Source organism: Pseudomonas sp. Lb2C2, assembly GCF_052112205.1.
GTDB lineage: Bacteria > Pseudomonadota > Gammaproteobacteria > Pseudomonadales > Pseudomonadaceae > Aquipseudomonas > Aquipseudomonas kilonensis.
Map to the genome: position 1 here is coordinate 546,724 of NZ_JAUTYW010000002.1, position 17,034 is coordinate 563,757.

A 17,034-nucleotide genomic window follows, 5' to 3' on the forward strand; every position below is an offset into this window, starting at 1 on the left:
GGTAAAAAATAATTACAAAATATTTGTAATGAGGCTTTTTTCACCAGGCACAAAAAAGGCCACTCTTTCGAGTAGCCTTTCTTGATGTTTGGTTGCGGGAGCCGGATTTGAACCGACGACCTTCGGGTTATGAGCCCGACGAGCTACCAGACTGCTCCATCCCGCGTCTGTGTGGCGGCATTCTACAGGCGAATGCCCGAGTGTCAACCGTTAAAAGGCGATGGGCTCAAATAAACCGTCGATCCGCCCCTTGTCTTCCTAAATGCTCGGAATTTAAAGGAAATTGTCCTACAACTGGTTGCGCGTAGGGCGTCGCAGGCGACGAGTCTCTGATCAGCTAGTCAGAAAACGAGCACGCACAAAAAAGGCCACTCTTTCGAGTAGCCTTTTTTGATGTTTGGTTGCGGGAGCCGGATTTGAACCGACGACCTTCGGGTTATGAGCCCGACGAGCTACCAGACTGCTCCATCCCGCGTCTGTGTGGCGGCATTCTACAGAGGATCGCGCCGCTGTCAACCCTGGTGTCATAAAAACCTGTTCCGCTTCAAGTGCTTAGCCTTGGGAAAAGGCATTGTGACAACGCTGTGACGCAGGCCTGGCAAGGGCTGAGGCTCTATTGACCAGCTCGTTGCGATTGAAGAAGTAAATTTGTGTAGGCCATTTCGGGTCTCAACGAAGGATCTTTCAAACTACTGGTGCTATATACAGGTGCTGGTGCGATACTGGTGGCCCGATCTGTCGCACACTCCGCTCTGCTATGACGCAACGTAAAATCATCCATGTCGACTGTGACTGTTTCTATGCCGCTATCGAGATGCGCGATGACCCGCGGCTGGCCGGCAAGCCCCTTGCGGTAGGCGGCTCGGCGGATCGGCGGGGCGTGATTGCCACCTGTAACTACGAAGCGCGGGCCTACGGGGTGCGCTCGGCCATGTCCTCCGGCCACGCCTTGAAGCTCTGCCCGGACCTCACCATCGTCAAGCCACGAATGGACGCCTATCGGGAAGCGTCGAAGGAAATTCATACGATTTTCAGCGATTACACTGACCTGATTGAGCCGCTGTCGCTGGACGAGGCCTACCTGGACGTCTCCGCCAGCGCCCATTTTGGTGGCAGCGCCACGCGCATCGCCCAGGACATTCGCCGGCGTGTTTCCAACCAGTTGCACATCACCGTGTCTGCTGGCGTCGCGCCGAACAAGTTCCTGGCCAAGATTGCCAGTGACTGGAAAAAGCCCAACGGGCTGTTCGTCATCACCCCCGACCAGGTCGAGGACTTTGTCTCGGCCCTGCCGGTCAGCAAGCTCCACGGCGTTGGGAAGGTCACCGCCGATAAGCTGAACCGGCTCGGCATCGTCGACTGCTCGCAGTTGCGTCAATGGGACAAGCTGGCGCTGGTGCGCGAATTTGGCAGTTTCGGTGAGCGGCTCTGGAGCCTGGCCCGGGGGATCGATGAGCGTCTGGTGCACAACGACAGTCGACGGCAGTCCATCAGTGTGGAAAACACCTACGATGTCGACCTGCCCGACCTGGTGAGCTGCCTCGACAAACTGCCGGAGCTGATGGAAACCCTGAAAGGGCGCATGGCGCGGATCGACAGCAGTTATCGACCGGGCAAGCCGTTCGTCAAAGTGAAGTTCCACGACTTCACCCAGACCACGCTGGAGCAGGCCGGGGCAGGGCGGGATTTGGGTAGCTACCAGTTGTTGTTGACCCAGGCGTTCAAGCGGGGCGGCAAACCGGTGCGGTTATTGGGGATCGGGGTGCGGCTGGAGGATTTGCGCGGTGGGTTTGAGCAGTTGGAGTTGTTTGAGCGGTGAGGCTGTCGGTTGGCTGAATGCCTTGCCTTACTCTTGTGGCTAGGGAGTCTTGTGGGAGCAAAGCTTGCTCGCGATGGCATCCTTGAGACCGCCATCGCGGGCAAGCCTTGCTCCCACAGCTTGCCACAGGGGTATTTCAGTTAGCGCCAGGATCCGCCACCAACCGCCCGCCATCCTTGGTCAGTGCCTTAATGAATTCGGCCTGCAACTCCGGATCATTACGCGTCAGTTCGATCAGGCTCTGCTCCAGTTCGCTGGCCTCTTCTTCAAGTCCCAGCTCCGACAGGCGCTTGACCCGATGAACCCACTGGCTCACCTCGTCGTCTTCCAGGTCGTCGTAGATCAGCGCGTGGGCTTCCACCAGCTTGCTGCGCAAAGTACTGCTGATGCTCAGGGATGAGTCGGTGTGCACCTCGTCCTGGGCATCCGTCACGCTGATCTGCAATTTGCCGAACTGGCTCAGGTCCTGCTCGGCGAACGGGCTTTCCAGCAGGTTCAAGCGCAGCACGCCGTTACGGTCGGTGCTCAGCTCGAAGGTCTGCCGGGCGGCCTTGACCTCCACCGGGCGTTCGCTCCAAGGCAGGCTCGAGTGTTCCGTGCGCTTGTCGCGCTGGACTTCGTCGATGCCCGCCAGGTTCTGCTGGGCACGGCCATGGGAAGGGACGTTCATGAACGGGTTGAGCCCGGCGAAACCGTAGCTGATCCAGTCACGGGTCACGGTGTCCGGCAGGTTGCCGAGGGCGAACACATTGACCACGTTCGCGCCGACACCGGCCACCACCGCCACGGCGCCCAAGGGGATCTCGTAGATCTCCCGCCAGGGTTGGTACGGTGTGTAGCGATCGTAATGGCGAGTGACCTCGAACTCGGTGACTTCGAAGGTCTTTTGCTCATTGATGCGCACCCGACGCTGCGGCAGGTCGAGCACCTTGGGGTCGCCCACGTCGATCTGCAGGCTGTGGTCGAGCAATTTGCGCTCGACCCGCTCTTCGTGCTCGCTGCGTTGTGACATTTGGTTGGCACAGCCGCTGACCAGCAGGGCGCCGCACAGGGCGGCGCCACCGAGGCCTAAGGTGTTTCGCTTGAACATGACGTCTCTATCTGGTGTCAGCGGCGGATACGGGCCTGGAGGAACGACAGCACGTCGGCGACCGGCAGCGCTTGCGGCTCGGCCTCGGTGCGGCTCTTGTATTCCAGGTTGCCTTCGGCCAGGCCACGGTCACTGACGACGATCCGATGCGGGATGCCGATCAGTTCCATGTCCGCGAACTTGATGCCGGGGCTGGTTTTCTTGTCGCGGTCGTCCAGCAGCACTTCAAAGCCGGCGGCCGTCAGTTCGGCGTAGAGTTTGTCGGTGGCTTCGCGCACCAGGTCGGTTTCATAGCGCAGCGGCACCAGGGCAATCTGGAAAGGCGCCAGCGTGTCGCTCCAGATGATGCCTTTCGCGTCGTTGTTCTGCTCGATGGCGGCAGCCACCACGCGGGAAACGCCAATGCCGTAGCAACCCATTTCCAGGGTAACCGGCTTGCCGTTCTCGCCCAGCACTTCGCACTTCATCGCCTTGCTGTACTTGTTGCCCAGCTGGAAGATGTGCCCGACTTCAATGCCCCGCTTGATTTCCAGGGTGCCCTTGCCGTCCGGGCTCGGGTCGCCGGCCACGACATTGCGCAGGTCCGCGACGGTTGGAACCGGCAGGTCGCGTTCCCAGTTCACGCCGAAGTAATGCTTGTCGTCGACGTTGGCGCCGATGGCGAAATCGCTCATCAACTCCACCGAGCGATCGATGATGATCGGCAGTGGCAGGTTCAATGGGCCGAGGGAGCCGGCACCGGCGCCAATGGCGTCGCGCAGGTCGGCTTCGGTGGCCATGACCAACGGGCTGGCGACGCCGGGCTGGTTGGCGGCCTTGATTTCATTGAGCTCGTGGTCACCACGGACGATCAGGGCAATCAGCTTGCCTTCCTCTTCGGCCCGCACGATCAGGGTCTTGATGGTGCGCTCGATCGGCAGGTCGTAGCCTTCCACCAACTGGGCAATGGTCTTGGCGTTCGGTGTGTCTACCAGGCGCAACTCTTCGGTCGGCGCAGCGCGGGAGGTTTCCCGTGGCACGGCTTCGGCTTTCTCGATGTTGGCGGCGTAGTCGGAGCCATTGCTGAAGACGATGTCGTCTTCGCCGGACTCGGCCAGCACGTGGAACTCGTGGGAGCCGGCACCGCCGATGGAGCCGTTGTCGGCTTCAACTGGGCGGAATTTCAGGCCCAGGCGGGTGAACACGTTGCAATATGCCTGGTGCATGCGGTCGTAGGTGACTTGCAGCGAGGCCAGGTCGGTGTGGAACGAGTAGGCGTCCTTCATGATGAATTCGCGACCGCGCATCAGGCCGAAGCGCGGACGGATTTCGTCACGGAATTTGGTCTGGATCTGGTACAGGTTGATCGGCAGCTGCTTATAGCTGCTCAACTCGTTGCGCATCAGGTCGGTGATCACTTCTTCGTGGGTCGGGCCTGCACAGAAGTCGCGACCGTGACGGTCTTTGATGCGCAGCAGCTCAGGGCCGTATTCTTCCCAGCGTCCTGATTCCTGCCACAGCTCGGCCGGTTGGGTGCCCGGCATCAACACTTCCAGGGAACCGGCGGCGTCCATCTCTTCGCGAACAATGGCTTCCACCTTGCGCATGACCCGCAGGCCCATCGGCAGCCAGGTGTACAGGCCCGAGGCGAGTTTGCGGATCATGCCGGCACGCAGCATCAACTGATGGCTGATCACGACGGCGTCGGAAGGCGTTTCTTTCTGTGTGGCGAGCAAATATTGACTGGTGCGCATGGTTGGCCGTTGTCGGTTGCTGATGACGAGAAGTGACGGAGCATTGTACGGGCGAGATGCCCTGGCGTACAGGCGCGTGGCCGGTCGCCCGCTGCGAACGCCGGTTTGTCCGGCGTTTTCTGAAGTTTCCTACGACTCTTCCGCAGGCCGGGTGGGCGCCGCTTCCTCGGTGGGCGTCGAGTCCTGGCGACGGTTCTCCTGGAACCAGTGCAGGGCGATCAGCAGCAGGGTCGGAACGCCAAGCAATGCGGTGATCAGGAAGAATTTGTGATAGCCGAACTTCTCCACCATCACCCCTGAATAACCACCGATCAAGCGCGGCAGCAGCAGCATGATCGAGCTGAGCAGGGCGTATTGGGTGGCGGAGAATTTCAGATTGGTCAGGCTCGACAGGTAGGCGACGAACGCTGACGTGGCCAGGCCGGAGCTGAAGTTGTCCAGGGAAATGGTGACAATCAGCATCTGTACGTTGGCGCCCATGTCGGTGAGCATCAGGAAGAGGATATTGGTGCCGGCCGAGGCCACGCCGCCGATGAACAGGATTGGCAGGATGCCGAAACGCACGATCAGCAGGCCGCCCATGCCGGCACCGACGAGGGTCATGATCAGCCCGAAAATCTTGCTGACGCTGGCGATCTGGTCCTTGGTGAAGCCCTGGTCGATGTAGAACACGTTGGCCATGACGCCCATGACCGTGTCGGACATCCGATAGGTTGCGATCAGCCCGAGCAGCAGCAAGGCTTGCCAGCGGTAGCGCAGGATGAAGTCGTTGACCGGCGTCAGCACCGGCGCCAGCCCTCGGCGGCCCATGGCCGACAGGCACAGGGCCGTCAGGATGATATAGAGGATGGCCCGCAGGAACGCGCGGTCTTCGAGCAACAGATCGAGCAGGCTGACACCCTCGAACAGCACGCTGGCGAAGTCGGTGTTGTAGAGCTGGGTGAACATCGCCGGGACGGATACCAGCAGCACGATCAGCACGAATACCGACGCCAGTTGATGCACGAACTTGTAGCGTCCGGCCTGCAGTTGGGTGCGCAGCGGCACCGGCGGTTCGCGCATGAACAGCGAGGTCAGCAACGCCGGGACCATCAATGCGCCGAACAGCAGGTAGGTACCGGCCCAGGCCGAGTGTTTGTAGTTGAAGCCGGTGGAGCCAAACCCTTCGGCGAAGAACAGGGCGCCGGCGGTGGCCAGCAGCGCGGCGATGCGGTAGCCGGACATGTAGCTGGCGGCGAGGGCGGCCTGGCGGGTGTCGTCGGCGATCTCCAGGCGATAGGCGTCGACGGCGATGTCCTGCGTTGCAGAGGCGAAGGCGACGATGACGGCGATGGCGATCAACCATGACAGGTGCTTTTGTGGGTCGCAGAAACCCATGCCGATCAGGCCAAGGATCACCAGGGCCTGTGAGAGCACCAGCCATGAACGGCGACGTCCCAGTTTGCCCAGCAAGGGCAGGCGCCATTGGTCGAGCAGTGGCGACCAGACCCATTTAAAGGCATACGCCAGGCCGATCAGGCTCGCGTAGCCAATGGTTTCGCGGGCGACGCCGGCTTCGCGCAACCAGACCGAAAGCGTGGAAAACACCAGCATGTATGGCAAGCCGGCGGCGAAGCCAAGCAGCAACAGCACGAGCGTCGAGGGACTGGCATAGGCGGCGAGGGCGGCGCGCCAGGTTTTACGGGGCATGGGCTGGAGTCTGCCTCAAAAATTGCGAAAACAAAGCGCGCACTCTAACCGCTGTGCTCTACCGGGCGCCAGCCATGGCGCTGAATATCAACACGATTGTTCAGGACGCTGATCCCCTCCAGGCGCAGGCGTGCGCGCTGTTCATCCCCTGAGGCGCTGCCCGCCGGCAGGCTGATCCGACCGCCGGCAGCCAAGACCCGGTGCCAGGGCAGCTTGGTGTCGTTCGGCAACTGGCTGAGGGTTCGCCCCACCCAGCGTGCGGCACGGCCCAGGCCGGCCATTTCGGCGAGTTGGCCATAGGTGACCACCTTGCCTGCCGGCACCTGTGCCAGGGTCAGATAAAGGGTGGTGCGGCGGATTTGGGCGGCGTTCTCGGTGTCCAGGGATGCATCAGTCACGTTCAGGCGTCCGGAAAAAGGGTGTATGGCCGTTTGTAGGTTAAGTCCTGTAAAGCTGGTTGAGAAATGAACTCATTACAAATACTTTGGTCAGTCCTTGCTGAGGTGTCGTCCCGGGGGATAATGCCGCCTTTTCACCGCAAACTTGAGCTCTTTATACGCTTATGTTGTCTAGAACCCTGCTATGCCTGGCTGTGGCCAGCGCCTCCATGCCCTTGCTTGCCGACACTGTCTGGTTGAAGAATGGGGACAAACTCAGTGGCAAGATTACCGTTTTCGATGGCGGCAAGTTGCTGATCCAGACCGATTACGCCGGTGCGATTCCCATCGACTGGAAACAGGTCAAGACCCTGGAGAGTGACCAGCAGCTCCTGGTCAAGCAGGATGCCTATACCGGCGAGAAAGCCAAGGCGCTGCAGGCGGCCGAGGATGGCAAGGTCACCCTGGCCAACGGCGACGGGCCTAAAACCGTCGAACTGGCCAGTATCCAGCAGATCCTCAAGCCCAAACCGGTGGTCGAGGACCTGGTGTGGAAGGGCAATATCGATGCCGCGCTGGATTATCAGCGTGCGGAAAACGATACCGACGACTACGACATCGACTTCAAGACCTCGGCACGCCACGGCAGATGGCGGCACACCGCCGAAGGCGAATACAACCGTGAGTTCCAGGACGATGTGGTTTCCGCTGATAACTGGCGCCTGGAATATTCCCTCGACCGCTTCCTGACGGACAAGTGGTTCTGGCAAGGTCGCCTGAACTACAAGCGTGACAAAGTCGAAGACCTGGCGCGCCAGCGCGTGGTGGGTACCGGTCCGGGCTATCAGTTCTGGGATGACGAGTTGGGGGCTTTCTCGTTGGGCTCTCTGCTCAATCGCACCGACTATGAATACCGCGACGGTGGAACGGACAACTTCTATTCCGTTGCCATGAAGTGGGACTACAACCGCTATCTGATTGGCAAGCGCGTCGAGTTCTTCACCAACGGCGAAGTGGGCAAGCCGCTGTCGGACGTTGCCGATTATGCCTACGACGCCGAGATCGGGCTGCGCTACAAGGTCACCGACTGGGCATCGCTCAACCTAAAGGCGGAGAAGGATGTGATCGAGGGGACCGAAGACAGTGACTTGAGCAAGACGCGCTACACGGCCGGGTTTGGCGTGACCTGGTAACCCCTCCCGGAAAGTAACAAACCCCCTGTGGGAGCGAGCTTGCTCGCGATAGCAGTCTGTCAGACAACGTTGATGTTGCTGATCCACCGCTATCGCGAGCAAGCTCGCTCCCACAGTTTTTTTGTGCCGGCAAAAACAAGCAGGCACAAAAAAGCCCCGCTTTTGAGGGCGGGGCCTTTTACTAAAGCAAGGACAAGTTAGATAACTTGAACTTCTTCAGCTTGCATGCCTTTCTGACCGCGGGTAGCGATGAAAGAAACCTGTTGGCCTTCTTTCAGGCTTTTGAAGCCGTCGGATTGGATAGCTTTGAAGTGAACGAACAGGTCGTCACCGGATTGTGGGGTGATGAAGCCGAAGCCTTTTTCATCGTTGAACCACTTAACGGTACCGGTTTGGCGATTAGACATGGTGTAACTCCTTGAACAAAGATAACTGCGACTCAGGAAGAACCCTGGCCGAGACTGAGTGCAAAGAGCAGGAAAAATTCTTGTAGATGGTTGGATCGAAATTCAACATATCGTGTAGAGATTCTCAGTGACACAAGCAACACAGTGGCGCCACCTTAACCCTTTTTCCAGAATGTGCCAATGGTCTTTGCGAAGGTTTCTCTTATTTGGTGACTGACGGCGCGGGCGATGGCCGGCAGGACCCGGAAATCAAGGTGGATCGGCGAGATTTGCGCGCCGCGCTTTGAACCCGGACCCGTGCCCCGGTAAGATGCCGGACGTATTTTTTCCACCTCGCTATTTCAGGAAACCGCCATGAGCATCAAATCGGACAAGTGGATTCGCCGCATGGCGCAAGAGCACGGCATGATCGAGCCCTTCGTCGAACGCCAGATGCGTGGCGAAGGCGCCGACCGGCTGATCTCCTTCGGTGTCTCCAGCTACGGCTACGACGTGCGCTGCGCCGACGAATTCAAGGTGTTCACCAATATCAATTCGGCTACCGTCGACCCGAAGAACTTCGACGAGAAGAGCTTCGTCGACGTCAAGAGCGACGTTTGCATCATCCCGCCGAACTCCTTCGCCCTGGCCCGCACCGTCGAGTACTTCCGCATTCCGCGCAACGTACTGACCATCTGCCTGGGCAAGAGCACCTACGCCCGTTGCGGCATCATCGTCAACGTCACGCCGCTGGAACCCGAGTGGGAAGGTCACGTGACCCTGGAATTTTCCAACACCACGACCCTGCCGGCGAAGATCTACGCCAACGAGGGTGTGGCGCAGATGCTGTTCCTTGAATCCGATGAAGAATGCGAAGTGTCCTACAAGGATCGCGGCGGCAAGTACCAGGGCCAGCGCGGTGTGACGCTACCGCGTACCTGATTCTGACGAACTGTTGGAATTCCTGGGCGGGCAGACACTCTATTGCGTGTACTGCCCGTTTTTGCGTCAGCGCAACGGGCTTCGCCCAGGAGTTGCTCTATGAAGATCGATCCGCGAATCAGTGCCGAACTGGCCAAGCTTGAGCCCAATCAGATCGGCGTCATGGCCTGGTCATTGCTGGCCCATCCTGTCGAAGCGGCGGGCGGCATCCCCGGCCAACCCGATCCCGATACCCCCAACGAACAACCCACCGAACCCGGTGAGCCGACCCTGCCGGACGAGCCGCCTCCTGCGCCTGTTGCCTGATGAACCATGGCCCGTGGCCTGTTTTTTCAGGCCACGGGCCATATTTCGTTATAGGTACTGAATCACTGATTTGTGAAGTTGTTGGATGTCGCCATGCCTGCCGTGTGCGCTCCGGCAGTCCTTCTCCAGTGACCACGGCGGGATGCGAAAGGTTTTATGCAAGATATCGTGGCAAGCGTGCTTTTGTGGCGAGGGAGCTTGCTCCCGCTGGGCTGCGAAGCGGCCCCCTGGATCTGGATGACACGCTGCAAGGGGAGGCTGCGCCTCCAGCGGGAGCAAGCTCCCTCGCCACAAAAGCAGCGCTTGGCGCCGAATGCCAGTCAGTTAAGCAGCAAACCCGTGGGAGCAAAGCTTGCTCGCGATTGCGGTAAGCCAGGCGACTAAGATATTGGCGACTCTGCTGCTATCGCGAGCAAGCTTTGCTCCCACAGAATTTATGCCGTTTGTTCCTAACTGACAGGCATTGGCGCCTGGCGCCTCCTTTTCAGGGGAATCCGAAATTTATTTCAGGTTGCCACTGAGAAACTGCTTGAGCCGTTCGCTGGTGGGATTGCCCAACACGTCTTCCGGCCTGCCTTCTTCTTCCACCAGGCCCTGGTGCAGGAACAGCACCTGGTTCGAGACTTTGCGTGCGAAGCTCATCTCGTGGGTCACCATGATCATGGTCCGGCCTTCCTCAGCCAGGCCCTGGATCACCTTCAGCACTTCGCCCACCAGCTCCGGGTCCAGGGCCGAGGTGGGTTCGTCGAACAGCATCACCTCGGGCTCCATCGCCAGGGCGCGGGCAATGGCCACCCGCTGTTGCTGGCCGCCGGAGAGGAACGCCGGGTACTGCTCGGCGACGCGTGCCGGCAAGCCGACCTTGTCGAGGTAACGCCGGGCGCGGTCATCCGCTTCCTGCTTGCTCACACCCAACACCCGGCGTGGCGCCATGGTGATGTTCTCCAGCACGCTCATGTGGCTCCACAGGTTGAAGTGCTGGAACACCATGGCCAGGCGCGTGCGCAGGCGTTGCAGTTCGTCGGCGTCGGCCACGTGCATGCCGTGGCGGTCCTTGATCATCCGGATCGGCTGGCCGTCCAGGCTCATGGCGCCGTCATTGGGTTGTTCCAGGAAGTTGATGCAGCGCAAAAAGGTACTTTTGCCTGAGCCGCTGGCACCGATGAGGCTGATGACGTCGCCGGTCTTGGCCTTGAGCGAAACGCCCTTGAGCACTTTATGTTCGCCATAGCTTTTGTGCAGGCCTTCGATGGTCAGTTTGTACATGGAGCATGCATCCTCAAGGCGAAAGTAGGTAGCCGCTGCGGTAGGCTTCGGTGCCGGCGACATGGGCGATCACCATGCCGGCCGTGGCCATGCGGCGCAGCGAACGGGCGTACAGCAGCCCGGCGTTACGGCAATGAACGGGGGTGACGGTGTCGTTGACCGGGTCGATGACTTGCGCGATCAGTTGCCCCGCCTCCAGGTATTCGCCGGGCAGGGCGCTGTAGACCAGCAAACCACCCACGGGCGTCGCCACCGGCTCGACAGCGGCCAGCGGCGTGGCCGGGTAGGGCAGCTTGGGCATTGGCATCGGTTCGCCGTCGATGGCGCCGAAGCGGATCAGGTATTGGATCAAGGCCTGGCAGTCGAGGCTCGCCAGACCGTGGTTGACGTCACCCTGGCCGCGCAGCTCCACGGTGACCGAAAAGCTGCCCAGGGGAATCTCGAAGCGTTCGCCGAAGCGTTCCTTGAGTTGCCACCAGAGCAGGGTGAAGCATTCGTCGAACGACTGGCCGCCCGAATCGGTCGCCAGCAGGCAGGCTTCGGCGCCGATGTAGCGGGCCAGCGGCTCGACCTGTGGCCAGGCTTCGGGTGTGGTGTAGAGGTGGGCCACGGCTTCGAAGTCGCAATGCAGGTCCAGCACCATGTCGGCGTCGCAGGCCAGCCGTTGCAGGGCCAGGCGCAGGGATTGCAATTGCGTGCCTGGGGTCTGTCGGGCGAGGGCATCGCGCAGGCTGGTACGGATCAGCATCAGGTTGTGCTGCGGATCGTCGGTGAGCAGGTCCTGGATTTCGTTGCCGATCTCTTCGCTCAGGTCGACGAAGCGGCGGTTGAAGTTCTGCCCGCTCTCGGTTTCGTAGCGGCCCAGGGGCACGTCCATCAACACTTGTTCGAGGCCGATGGGGTTGGCGACGGGTACCAGCACGATCTCGTGCCGCAGGTGGCCCGATGCTTCGAGTTCGGCCAGGCGCTGCTTGAGGTGCCAGGCGACCAGCATGCCCGGCAGTTCATCGGCGTGCAGGGACGCCTGGATATAGATTTTGCCGACGGCTTTTTCCGGGCCGAAGTGGAAGCTGTGGATCTTGCGTGCGGTCCCCGGTACGGGGGCCAGCAGGTCATGGATCTGGTGGCGCATGTGCGTGTGTGTCCTGGAACAAAAGCCCTAGTGGGTCGGCCCGAGAAAGGCCAGCCAGCGGCGTTCGGCGAGGCGGAAGAGGCCTACCAGTGCAAAGGTGACGGTCAGGTAGATCAACGCGGCGATCCCGAACGACTGGAACGTCAGGAACGTCGCCGAGTTGGCGTCCCGGGCGACTTTCAGCACGTCTGGAACGGTAGCGGTGAATGCCACGGTCGTCGAGTGCAGCATCAAGATGACTTCGTTGCTGTAATACGGCAGCGAGCGGCGCAGCGCCGACGGCATGATCACGTAGGTGTACAGCTTCCAACCGGTCAGGCCGTAGGCCTTGGCTGCTTCCACTTCGCCATGGTTCATGCTGCGAATCGCCCCGGCGAAAATCTCCGTGGTGTAGGCGCAGGTGTTCAAGGCGAAGGCCAGGATCGTGCAGTTCATCGCATCGCGAAAGAAGCTGTCGAGCATGGGTTGGGCGCGCACCGCCTCGATGCTGTAGATGCCGGTGTAGCAGATCAGCAACTGGATATAGAGCGGCGTGCCCCGGAACAGGTAGGTGTAGAACTGCACCGGCCAGCGGACGTAGAACTTGGGCGAAACCCGGGCGATGGACAGCGGGATCGACACCACGAAACCGATCAGCAGCGAGGCGCTGAGCAGCCACAGGGTCATCGCCAGGCCCGTGACGTTGACGCCATCGCTGTAAAGGAACGGCCGCCAGTATTCTTGCAGAAGTTCGATCATCGCACCGCCTCCCGGGCGCCGGCGGCGTAACGGCGTTCAAGCCAGCGCAGGATGACGTTGGACGCGCTGGTGATCAGCAAATAGATCAATGCCGCCAGTACCAGGAAGTAAAACAATTGGTAGGTGCTCTTGCCCGCATCCTGGGCCGCCTTGACCAGGTCGGCCAGGCCGATGATCGACACCAGCGCGGTGGCCTTGAGCATTACCATCCAGTTGTTGCCGATACCCGGCAGGGCGAAGCGCATCATTTGTGGAAACACCACGAAGCGAAAGCGCTGGCCACGCTTGAGGCCGTAGGCCGTGGCGGCTTCGACCTGGCCCCGGGGGACCGAGAGGATCGCGCCGCGAAAGGTTTCGGTGAAGTACGCGCCATAGATGAAGCCCAGGGTGATCACCCCGGCGCCGAATGGGTTGATCTCGATGTATTCCCATTCCATGAAGTCGGTAAACGAGGTCAGCCAGGTTTGCAGGCTGTAGAAGATCAGCAGCATCAGCACCAGGTCCGGCACGCCGCGGATCAGCGTGGTGTAGAGCTGGGCAGGGATTCGCAGCAGTTTGACGCTGGACAGCTTGGCGCTGGCGCCCAACAGGCCGAGCAAGACGCTCAACAACAGGGACAGGGCCGACAGCTTGATGGTCATCCAGGTGCCTTGCATCAGCAGCGGGCCAAAGCCCTGCAGGCTGAAGGCAGAGAGCCCCAGATTTTGTAGGAGTTGTTCGAACATGGAAGAAAGCCTTTGGCAGGAGAAAAGCGCCCATCCGAGACCGGATGGGCGCAGCGCATTATTTGCCGCTGTACAGATTCAGATCGCCAAAGTGTTTTTTCTGGATCTCGGCGTACTTGCCGTCGTCGTGTAACGCTTTGATACCTTTATCCAAAAGCGCCTTCAGCTCACTGTTACCTTTCTTGATACCGATGGCGGTCTTGGATGGCAGCAGTTCGCTGTCCACCGGCTTGCTGACTTCGTAGCCTTCACCTTTTGGCGACTTCAGGAAGCCCAGCTCTGCCTGCAGCATGTCCTGGATCGCCGCGTCGAGGCGGCCGGAGGTCAGGTCGGAATAAACCTGGTCCTGGTTCTGGTAGGCTTGGGTCTTGACGCCGGCCTTATCCAGCACGGCCTTGGCATAGGCTTCCTGGATGGTGCCTTGCTCGTAGCCGACGGTCTTGCCTTTGAGCGAGGCAACGTCTTCGCTCAGGCCCGAGCCCTTCTTGAATACATAGGCGGTTGGGCCGGAGAACAGCTCGCTGGAGAAGTCGATGGCTTTTTCGCGGGCCGGGGTAACGGTCATGGAGGAGATCACACCGTCGAATTTATTGGCCTTGAGGCCCGGGATCATGCCGTCGAAATCGCTTTCGACCCATTTGCATTTGACCTTCAGCTCTTCGCAGATCGCATTGCCCAGATCGATGTCGAAACCGACCAGGCTGCCGTCGGCGGCCTTGGACTCAAACGGGGCGTAGGAAGGGTCGACACCAAAACGCAGTTCCTTGTATTCCTTGGCCGTGGCGACGCCAGCAGCCATGCACAACGCCAGTGCAGAAAGGGTCAGCAGTGCTTTTTTCATTATTCAATCCCTAAAACCAATATGAGCGCTTGTGGCGCGTAAGTATTGTTACCGGTGAAGGCGAGAACGGTATGACGGCATAAAGGTAGCAATTTCCGAACCAGAGTGCCGAACAAGTGTTTTAAAAGCTTCGGCGGCAGGCAGCGGAATGCGATGGTGCGCGGGGATGAGCGTACATCAAAAAATGCACCAGGATGGCGCGCGCTCTACTGGGTAAAGCACATGTGGCGAGGGAGCTTGCTCCCGCTGGGCTGCGAAGCGGCCCCTTTATTTGCGGGCGCTGGCGCGCCCGAGCGGGAGCAAGCTCCCTCGCCACAGGAAAGCAGAACAGCCTGCAGTTATTTGCCAGGCACCAACGTCAACCGCGTCTTGCCATAGGCCCGATCGAAATTCTGCGATTGCAACGGCAAGCTCTGGTACTGCCCCTTGATCCACGGATCGATGCCATTGGCATAGTTCGGGCTGACCGGGTTGCCGGATTGGCCGGCACCGTCCTGGATCATCAACGGTTCAGGCTGGCCGAAGTCGACGATAAAGCGCATGGCTGGCGCCAGGGTGGTGTTGAAATCCTGCCCCCCAGCGAACGCTGCGGTGTTGAGCGTGCTGGCGTCGCCACCGGCCGGCAGCGGGCCGCGTACGATCTGGCCGGAGCTGTTCTTCCATGCGTAGCGATGCAACTTGCCCCACTGCCAAGCCTTGTGGTCACCGCCCAACTGGCTTTCACCGGCGCCGATGGTGGCGGCCAGGCTGCGGGCGAGAATGACGGCCTTGTCTTCTTTCTGGGGTGTGCGCACATCGTCCCAGAACGGGCTGTCTTCACGCCCCAGCAGATGATCGGCCTGGGCCGAGTAGGACAATTGGCCGTTGGCAACCAGCGCCTGCCACGCCGGGCTGCTGTCCGGGCCCAGCTCGTCGAGGAAAATCTGCTTCATGCTTTCCTGCAGGAACAGCTCATAGATCGCCGCGTCGGTGGAGGTCGGGCTGAGCCGGCCATCGAATGCCATCAAGCGGGTATAGGCCTCGTGGGCCTTGGCCCGGTCAGCCACCGGCAGGGCTTCGATCGCCTGTTTGAGCGGCTGGGCCATGCCCGGTGCCTCGAAAACTTTCTTGAGCTTGGCCGCGAAGGTCGTGCCCTGGTCGTATTGCATGGCGGTCAGGCTGCGGGTGTCGTGCTTGCCCGCGCCGGCCAGTTCGGCCATGCGTTCGCCGCGCTCCGGTGCGGCCCAGGAGTTGGACAGCTGCATGCCATAGCCGTGGGGAATGACCCGTTGGTTGGCGGTGCCGAGCCAGCCCTGGGCCGGGTCCTGATCGTAGGGGTGCAGCATGGGGTCGGCGTAACCGTCCCAATCGTAGCGACCGTCCCAGCCCGGCGACGGCAACAGGCCTTCGCCTTCACGGCGGTTTGGATAGCGACCGGTGACTTGCCAACCGATATGGCTGGCGTCGGCAAATACCAGGTTCACGGCCATGGCGCGGATTTCCCGGCTGGCGTCGGAGGCTTTCTCGACGTTCTGTGCCCGGGACAGGTCGAAGAACGCATCCAGGGTCTTGTCGTCGCTCAAGTTCGGCGTCTGCAAGGCCAGGCCAAAGCCGTTGGCCATCGCCGGGCCCTGGGCGCTGTTGAGCAGCGGGCCGTGGCGGGTCTCGAACACCGCTTCACGAATCGGCCGCTGGCCTTTGATGAAATAGGTTTCGTTGCGCACGATTGCCGGCTGCCATTTGCCGTTGACCTCATAGGACAGACTGTTGCCCTGGCGACGGATTTTTTCCAGGAACAGGTCCTGGTTGTCCCCCAGCACGCTGGTCATGCTCCAGGCCACTTTGCCGTTGAACCCGGCCAGGATCATCGGGATGCCCGCCACGGAAACCCCGGCCGCCTGGTACTTGGGCGCGCGGATCTGTACGGGGCTCCACAGCCCCGGCATGCCCAGCGGCCCATGGCTGTCGCTGGCCAGCAGGCTTTTGCCACTGCGGCTGCGTTGCGGCGCGATGGCCCAGTTACTCGAAGACGCAGCGCTCAAGAGGTTCAGCCCGGCCAACTGGCTGGTGGCCTTGCTGATCTCGTTCAGGCCCGGAATCTGGCCGTTGAGCCGCAAGCCCTGGAGTTTGTCGGCCTCGGCCACGGGCAGTGGTTCGTCCGGATAGGACGGGTTCAGCCAGGCGAGCTTGTCGTTGGTGACGGTCTGGGTCAGCACCAGGCTGGCGATTTCTTCCGGCAGGTTGGCCGACTGGCTGAAATTCAGCAGGCAGAACATCAGCGCCGAGTCTTCCGGTTTCCAGTATTCGGGTTTGTAACCGGTGGCGGCCAGGTCCGACGGCAACTTGTCGCGATAGCGGAACAGGTAGGCGTTGACGCCGCGGGCATAGACTTCGAAGAAACGCTTGAGCCGTGGCGAAGACGCCTTGTACAGCTCGTCGGCGTTTTTCTTCAGGTTGACGGCGCGCATGTAGCGGTCGACGTCCAGCCGTTCTGCGCCGGACATCTCTGCCAGCCGCCCCTGGGCCAGCAGGCGCAGGGTGACCATCTGGGTGATGCGATCGCTGGCGTGGACGTAGCCGAGGGTGAACAGGGCGTCATGGAAGCTGTTGCTTTCGATCAGCGGCATGCCCGTGGCATTGCGCCGGACCGAGACGTTCTGCGCCAGCCCCTTGAGCGGTTGCACACCGGAAGTCGGTGGGACAGTGTCCTGGGCATTCCAGGTCTGGCATCCGCTCAAACCGAGCACACTGGCCACTGCGGCGGCAACGCCGAGCCGGGGGATAAGGGAAATAGAGGCTGGCGAGGCCATGGCAAAGC

At 60.7% G+C, this 17,034-nt stretch carries 15 protein-coding genes and 2 tRNA genes; 4 read left to right on the forward strand and 13 right to left on the reverse strand.

The genetic code is table 11. From position 1 onward, the window contains the following. Positions 1–89 precede the first annotated feature (89 nt). Both Q7F16_RS06760 and Q7F16_RS06765 read right to left on the reverse strand, forming a co-directional pair. Positions 90–166: transfer RNA gene (locus Q7F16_RS06760), tRNA-Met, on the reverse strand. A gap of 232 nt (positions 167–398) precedes the next feature. Further along, positions 399–475 (reverse strand) — tRNA-Met (locus tag Q7F16_RS06765). 282 nt (positions 476–757) lie between these two features. Here Q7F16_RS06765 and dinB point away from each other — a divergent pair. Continuing rightward, a complete protein-coding gene (gene dinB, locus Q7F16_RS06770) occupies positions 758–1,819 on the forward strand; it encodes a DNA polymerase IV (protein WP_409555880.1) in 1,062 nt (353 codons plus the stop codon). A gap of 136 nt (positions 1,820–1,955) precedes the next feature. Here dinB and Q7F16_RS06775 read toward each other — a convergent pair whose 3' ends face one another. From Q7F16_RS06775 to Q7F16_RS06790, 4 genes are all read right to left on the reverse strand, one after another. Next, positions 1,956–2,909 (reverse strand): hypothetical protein, encoded by a 954-nt coding sequence (locus Q7F16_RS06775; protein ID WP_409555879.1) that lies wholly within the window; start codon positions 2,907–2,909, stop codon positions 1,956–1,958. Positions 2,910–2,926: 17 nt separating this feature from the next. Continuing rightward, positions 2,927–4,642: a proline--tRNA ligase gene (locus Q7F16_RS06780; RefSeq protein WP_014336853.1), complete on the reverse strand. Its 1,716-nt coding sequence runs from the start codon at positions 4,640–4,642 to the stop codon at positions 2,927–2,929. 129 nt (positions 4,643–4,771) lie between these two features. Continuing rightward, positions 4,772–6,331 carry an AmpG family muropeptide MFS transporter gene (locus Q7F16_RS06785; protein WP_409555878.1) on the reverse strand — a complete coding sequence of 520 codons (1,560 nt, stop codon included), beginning with the start codon at positions 6,329–6,331 and terminating at the stop codon, positions 4,772–4,774. Between the two features lie 44 nt (positions 6,332–6,375). Next, complete coding sequence (locus Q7F16_RS06790; RefSeq protein ID WP_014336855.1) at positions 6,376–6,729, reverse strand: MGMT family protein; 354 nt, start codon at positions 6,727–6,729, stop codon at positions 6,376–6,378. Between the two features lie 164 nt (positions 6,730–6,893). On the opposite strand from Q7F16_RS06790, the gene Q7F16_RS06795 reads away from it, so the two are divergent. Beyond that, complete coding sequence (locus tag Q7F16_RS06795) at positions 6,894–7,901, forward strand: DUF481 domain-containing protein (RefSeq protein ID WP_079303645.1); 1,008 nt, start codon at positions 6,894–6,896, stop codon at positions 7,899–7,901. Between the two features lie 197 nt (positions 7,902–8,098). Here Q7F16_RS06795 and Q7F16_RS06800 read toward each other — a convergent pair whose 3' ends face one another. Continuing rightward, complete coding sequence (locus tag Q7F16_RS06800) at positions 8,099–8,308, reverse strand: cold-shock protein (protein ID WP_002554837.1); 210 nt, start codon at positions 8,306–8,308, stop codon at positions 8,099–8,101. Between the two features lie 354 nt (positions 8,309–8,662). On the opposite strand from Q7F16_RS06800, the gene dcd reads away from it, so the two are divergent. Beyond that, complete coding sequence (gene dcd / locus Q7F16_RS06805) at positions 8,663–9,229, forward strand: dCTP deaminase (protein WP_003184751.1); 567 nt, start codon at positions 8,663–8,665, stop codon at positions 9,227–9,229. A 99-nt stretch (positions 9,230–9,328) separates the two neighbouring features. Further along, complete coding sequence (locus Q7F16_RS06810; protein ID WP_014336858.1) at positions 9,329–9,535, forward strand: hypothetical protein; 207 nt, start codon at positions 9,329–9,331, stop codon at positions 9,533–9,535. Positions 9,536–10,036: 501 nt separating this feature from the next. On the opposite strand, the gene Q7F16_RS06815 is transcribed toward Q7F16_RS06810, so the two are convergent. The 6 genes from Q7F16_RS06815 to Q7F16_RS06840 form a co-directional block, all read right to left on the reverse strand. Then, positions 10,037–10,801: an ABC transporter ATP-binding protein gene (locus Q7F16_RS06815; RefSeq protein WP_046064968.1), complete on the reverse strand. Its 765-nt coding sequence runs from the start codon at positions 10,799–10,801 to the stop codon at positions 10,037–10,039. Positions 10,802–10,814: 13 nt separating this feature from the next. Next, on the reverse strand, positions 10,815–11,933 hold the full coding sequence (locus Q7F16_RS06820; RefSeq protein ID WP_095962784.1) for a succinylglutamate desuccinylase/aspartoacylase family protein: 1,119 nt from the start codon (positions 11,931–11,933) through the stop codon (positions 10,815–10,817). A 27-nt stretch (positions 11,934–11,960) separates the two neighbouring features. Next, positions 11,961–12,671 (reverse strand): ABC transporter permease, encoded by a 711-nt coding sequence (locus tag Q7F16_RS06825; protein WP_046064966.1) that lies wholly within the window; start codon positions 12,669–12,671, stop codon positions 11,961–11,963. Next, positions 12,668–13,396, reverse strand: coding sequence for an ABC transporter permease (locus Q7F16_RS06830; protein ID WP_014336862.1), 729 nt, complete (start codon positions 13,394–13,396; stop codon positions 12,668–12,670). The genes Q7F16_RS06825 and Q7F16_RS06830 overlap by 4 nt, the downstream gene beginning before the upstream one ends. A gap of 58 nt (positions 13,397–13,454) precedes the next feature. After that, positions 13,455–14,237 carry a transporter substrate-binding domain-containing protein gene (locus Q7F16_RS06835; RefSeq protein ID WP_409555877.1) on the reverse strand — a complete coding sequence of 261 codons (783 nt, stop codon included), beginning with the start codon at positions 14,235–14,237 and terminating at the stop codon, positions 13,455–13,457. Between the two features lie 338 nt (positions 14,238–14,575). Further along, complete coding sequence (locus tag Q7F16_RS06840) at positions 14,576–17,026, reverse strand: penicillin acylase family protein (protein WP_409555876.1); 2,451 nt, start codon at positions 17,024–17,026, stop codon at positions 14,576–14,578. Positions 17,027–17,034: the final 8 nt, after the last annotated feature.

Bases quoted from the DNA above. Each gene is read 5' to 3' on its own strand.
- dinB (WP_409555880.1), top strand. From the start codon at position 758: ATGACGCAACGTAAAATCATCCATGTCGACTGTGACTGTTTCTATGCC.
- Q7F16_RS06775 (WP_409555879.1), bottom strand. From the start codon at position 2,909: ATGTTCAAGCGAAACACCTTAGGCCTCGGTGGCGCCGCCCTGTGCGGC.
- Q7F16_RS06780 (WP_014336853.1), bottom strand. From the start codon at position 4,642: ATGCGCACCAGTCAATATTTGCTCGCCACACAGAAAGAAACGCCTTCC.
- Q7F16_RS06785 (WP_409555878.1), bottom strand. From the start codon at position 6,331: ATGCCCCGTAAAACCTGGCGCGCCGCCCTCGCCGCCTATGCCAGTCCC.
- Q7F16_RS06795 (WP_079303645.1), top strand. From the start codon at position 6,894: ATGTTGTCTAGAACCCTGCTATGCCTGGCTGTGGCCAGCGCCTCCATG.
- Q7F16_RS06800 (WP_002554837.1), bottom strand. From the start codon at position 8,308: ATGTCTAATCGCCAAACCGGTACCGTTAAGTGGTTCAACGATGAAAAA.
- dcd (WP_003184751.1), top strand. From the start codon at position 8,663: ATGAGCATCAAATCGGACAAGTGGATTCGCCGCATGGCGCAAGAGCAC.
- Q7F16_RS06810 (WP_014336858.1), top strand. From the start codon at position 9,329: ATGAAGATCGATCCGCGAATCAGTGCCGAACTGGCCAAGCTTGAGCCC.
- Q7F16_RS06815 (WP_046064968.1), bottom strand. From the start codon at position 10,801: ATGTACAAACTGACCATCGAAGGCCTGCACAAAAGCTATGGCGAACAT.
- Q7F16_RS06820 (WP_095962784.1), bottom strand. From the start codon at position 11,933: ATGCGCCACCAGATCCATGACCTGCTGGCCCCCGTACCGGGGACCGCA.
- Q7F16_RS06825 (WP_046064966.1), bottom strand. From the start codon at position 12,671: ATGATCGAACTTCTGCAAGAATACTGGCGGCCGTTCCTTTACAGCGAT.
- Q7F16_RS06830 (WP_014336862.1), bottom strand. From the start codon at position 13,396: ATGTTCGAACAACTCCTACAAAATCTGGGGCTCTCTGCCTTCAGCCTG.
- Q7F16_RS06835 (WP_409555877.1), bottom strand. From the start codon at position 14,237: ATGAAAAAAGCACTGCTGACCCTTTCTGCACTGGCGTTGTGCATGGCT.
- Q7F16_RS06840 (WP_409555876.1), bottom strand. From the start codon at position 17,026: ATGGCCTCGCCAGCCTCTATTTCCCTTATCCCCCGGCTCGGCGTTGCC.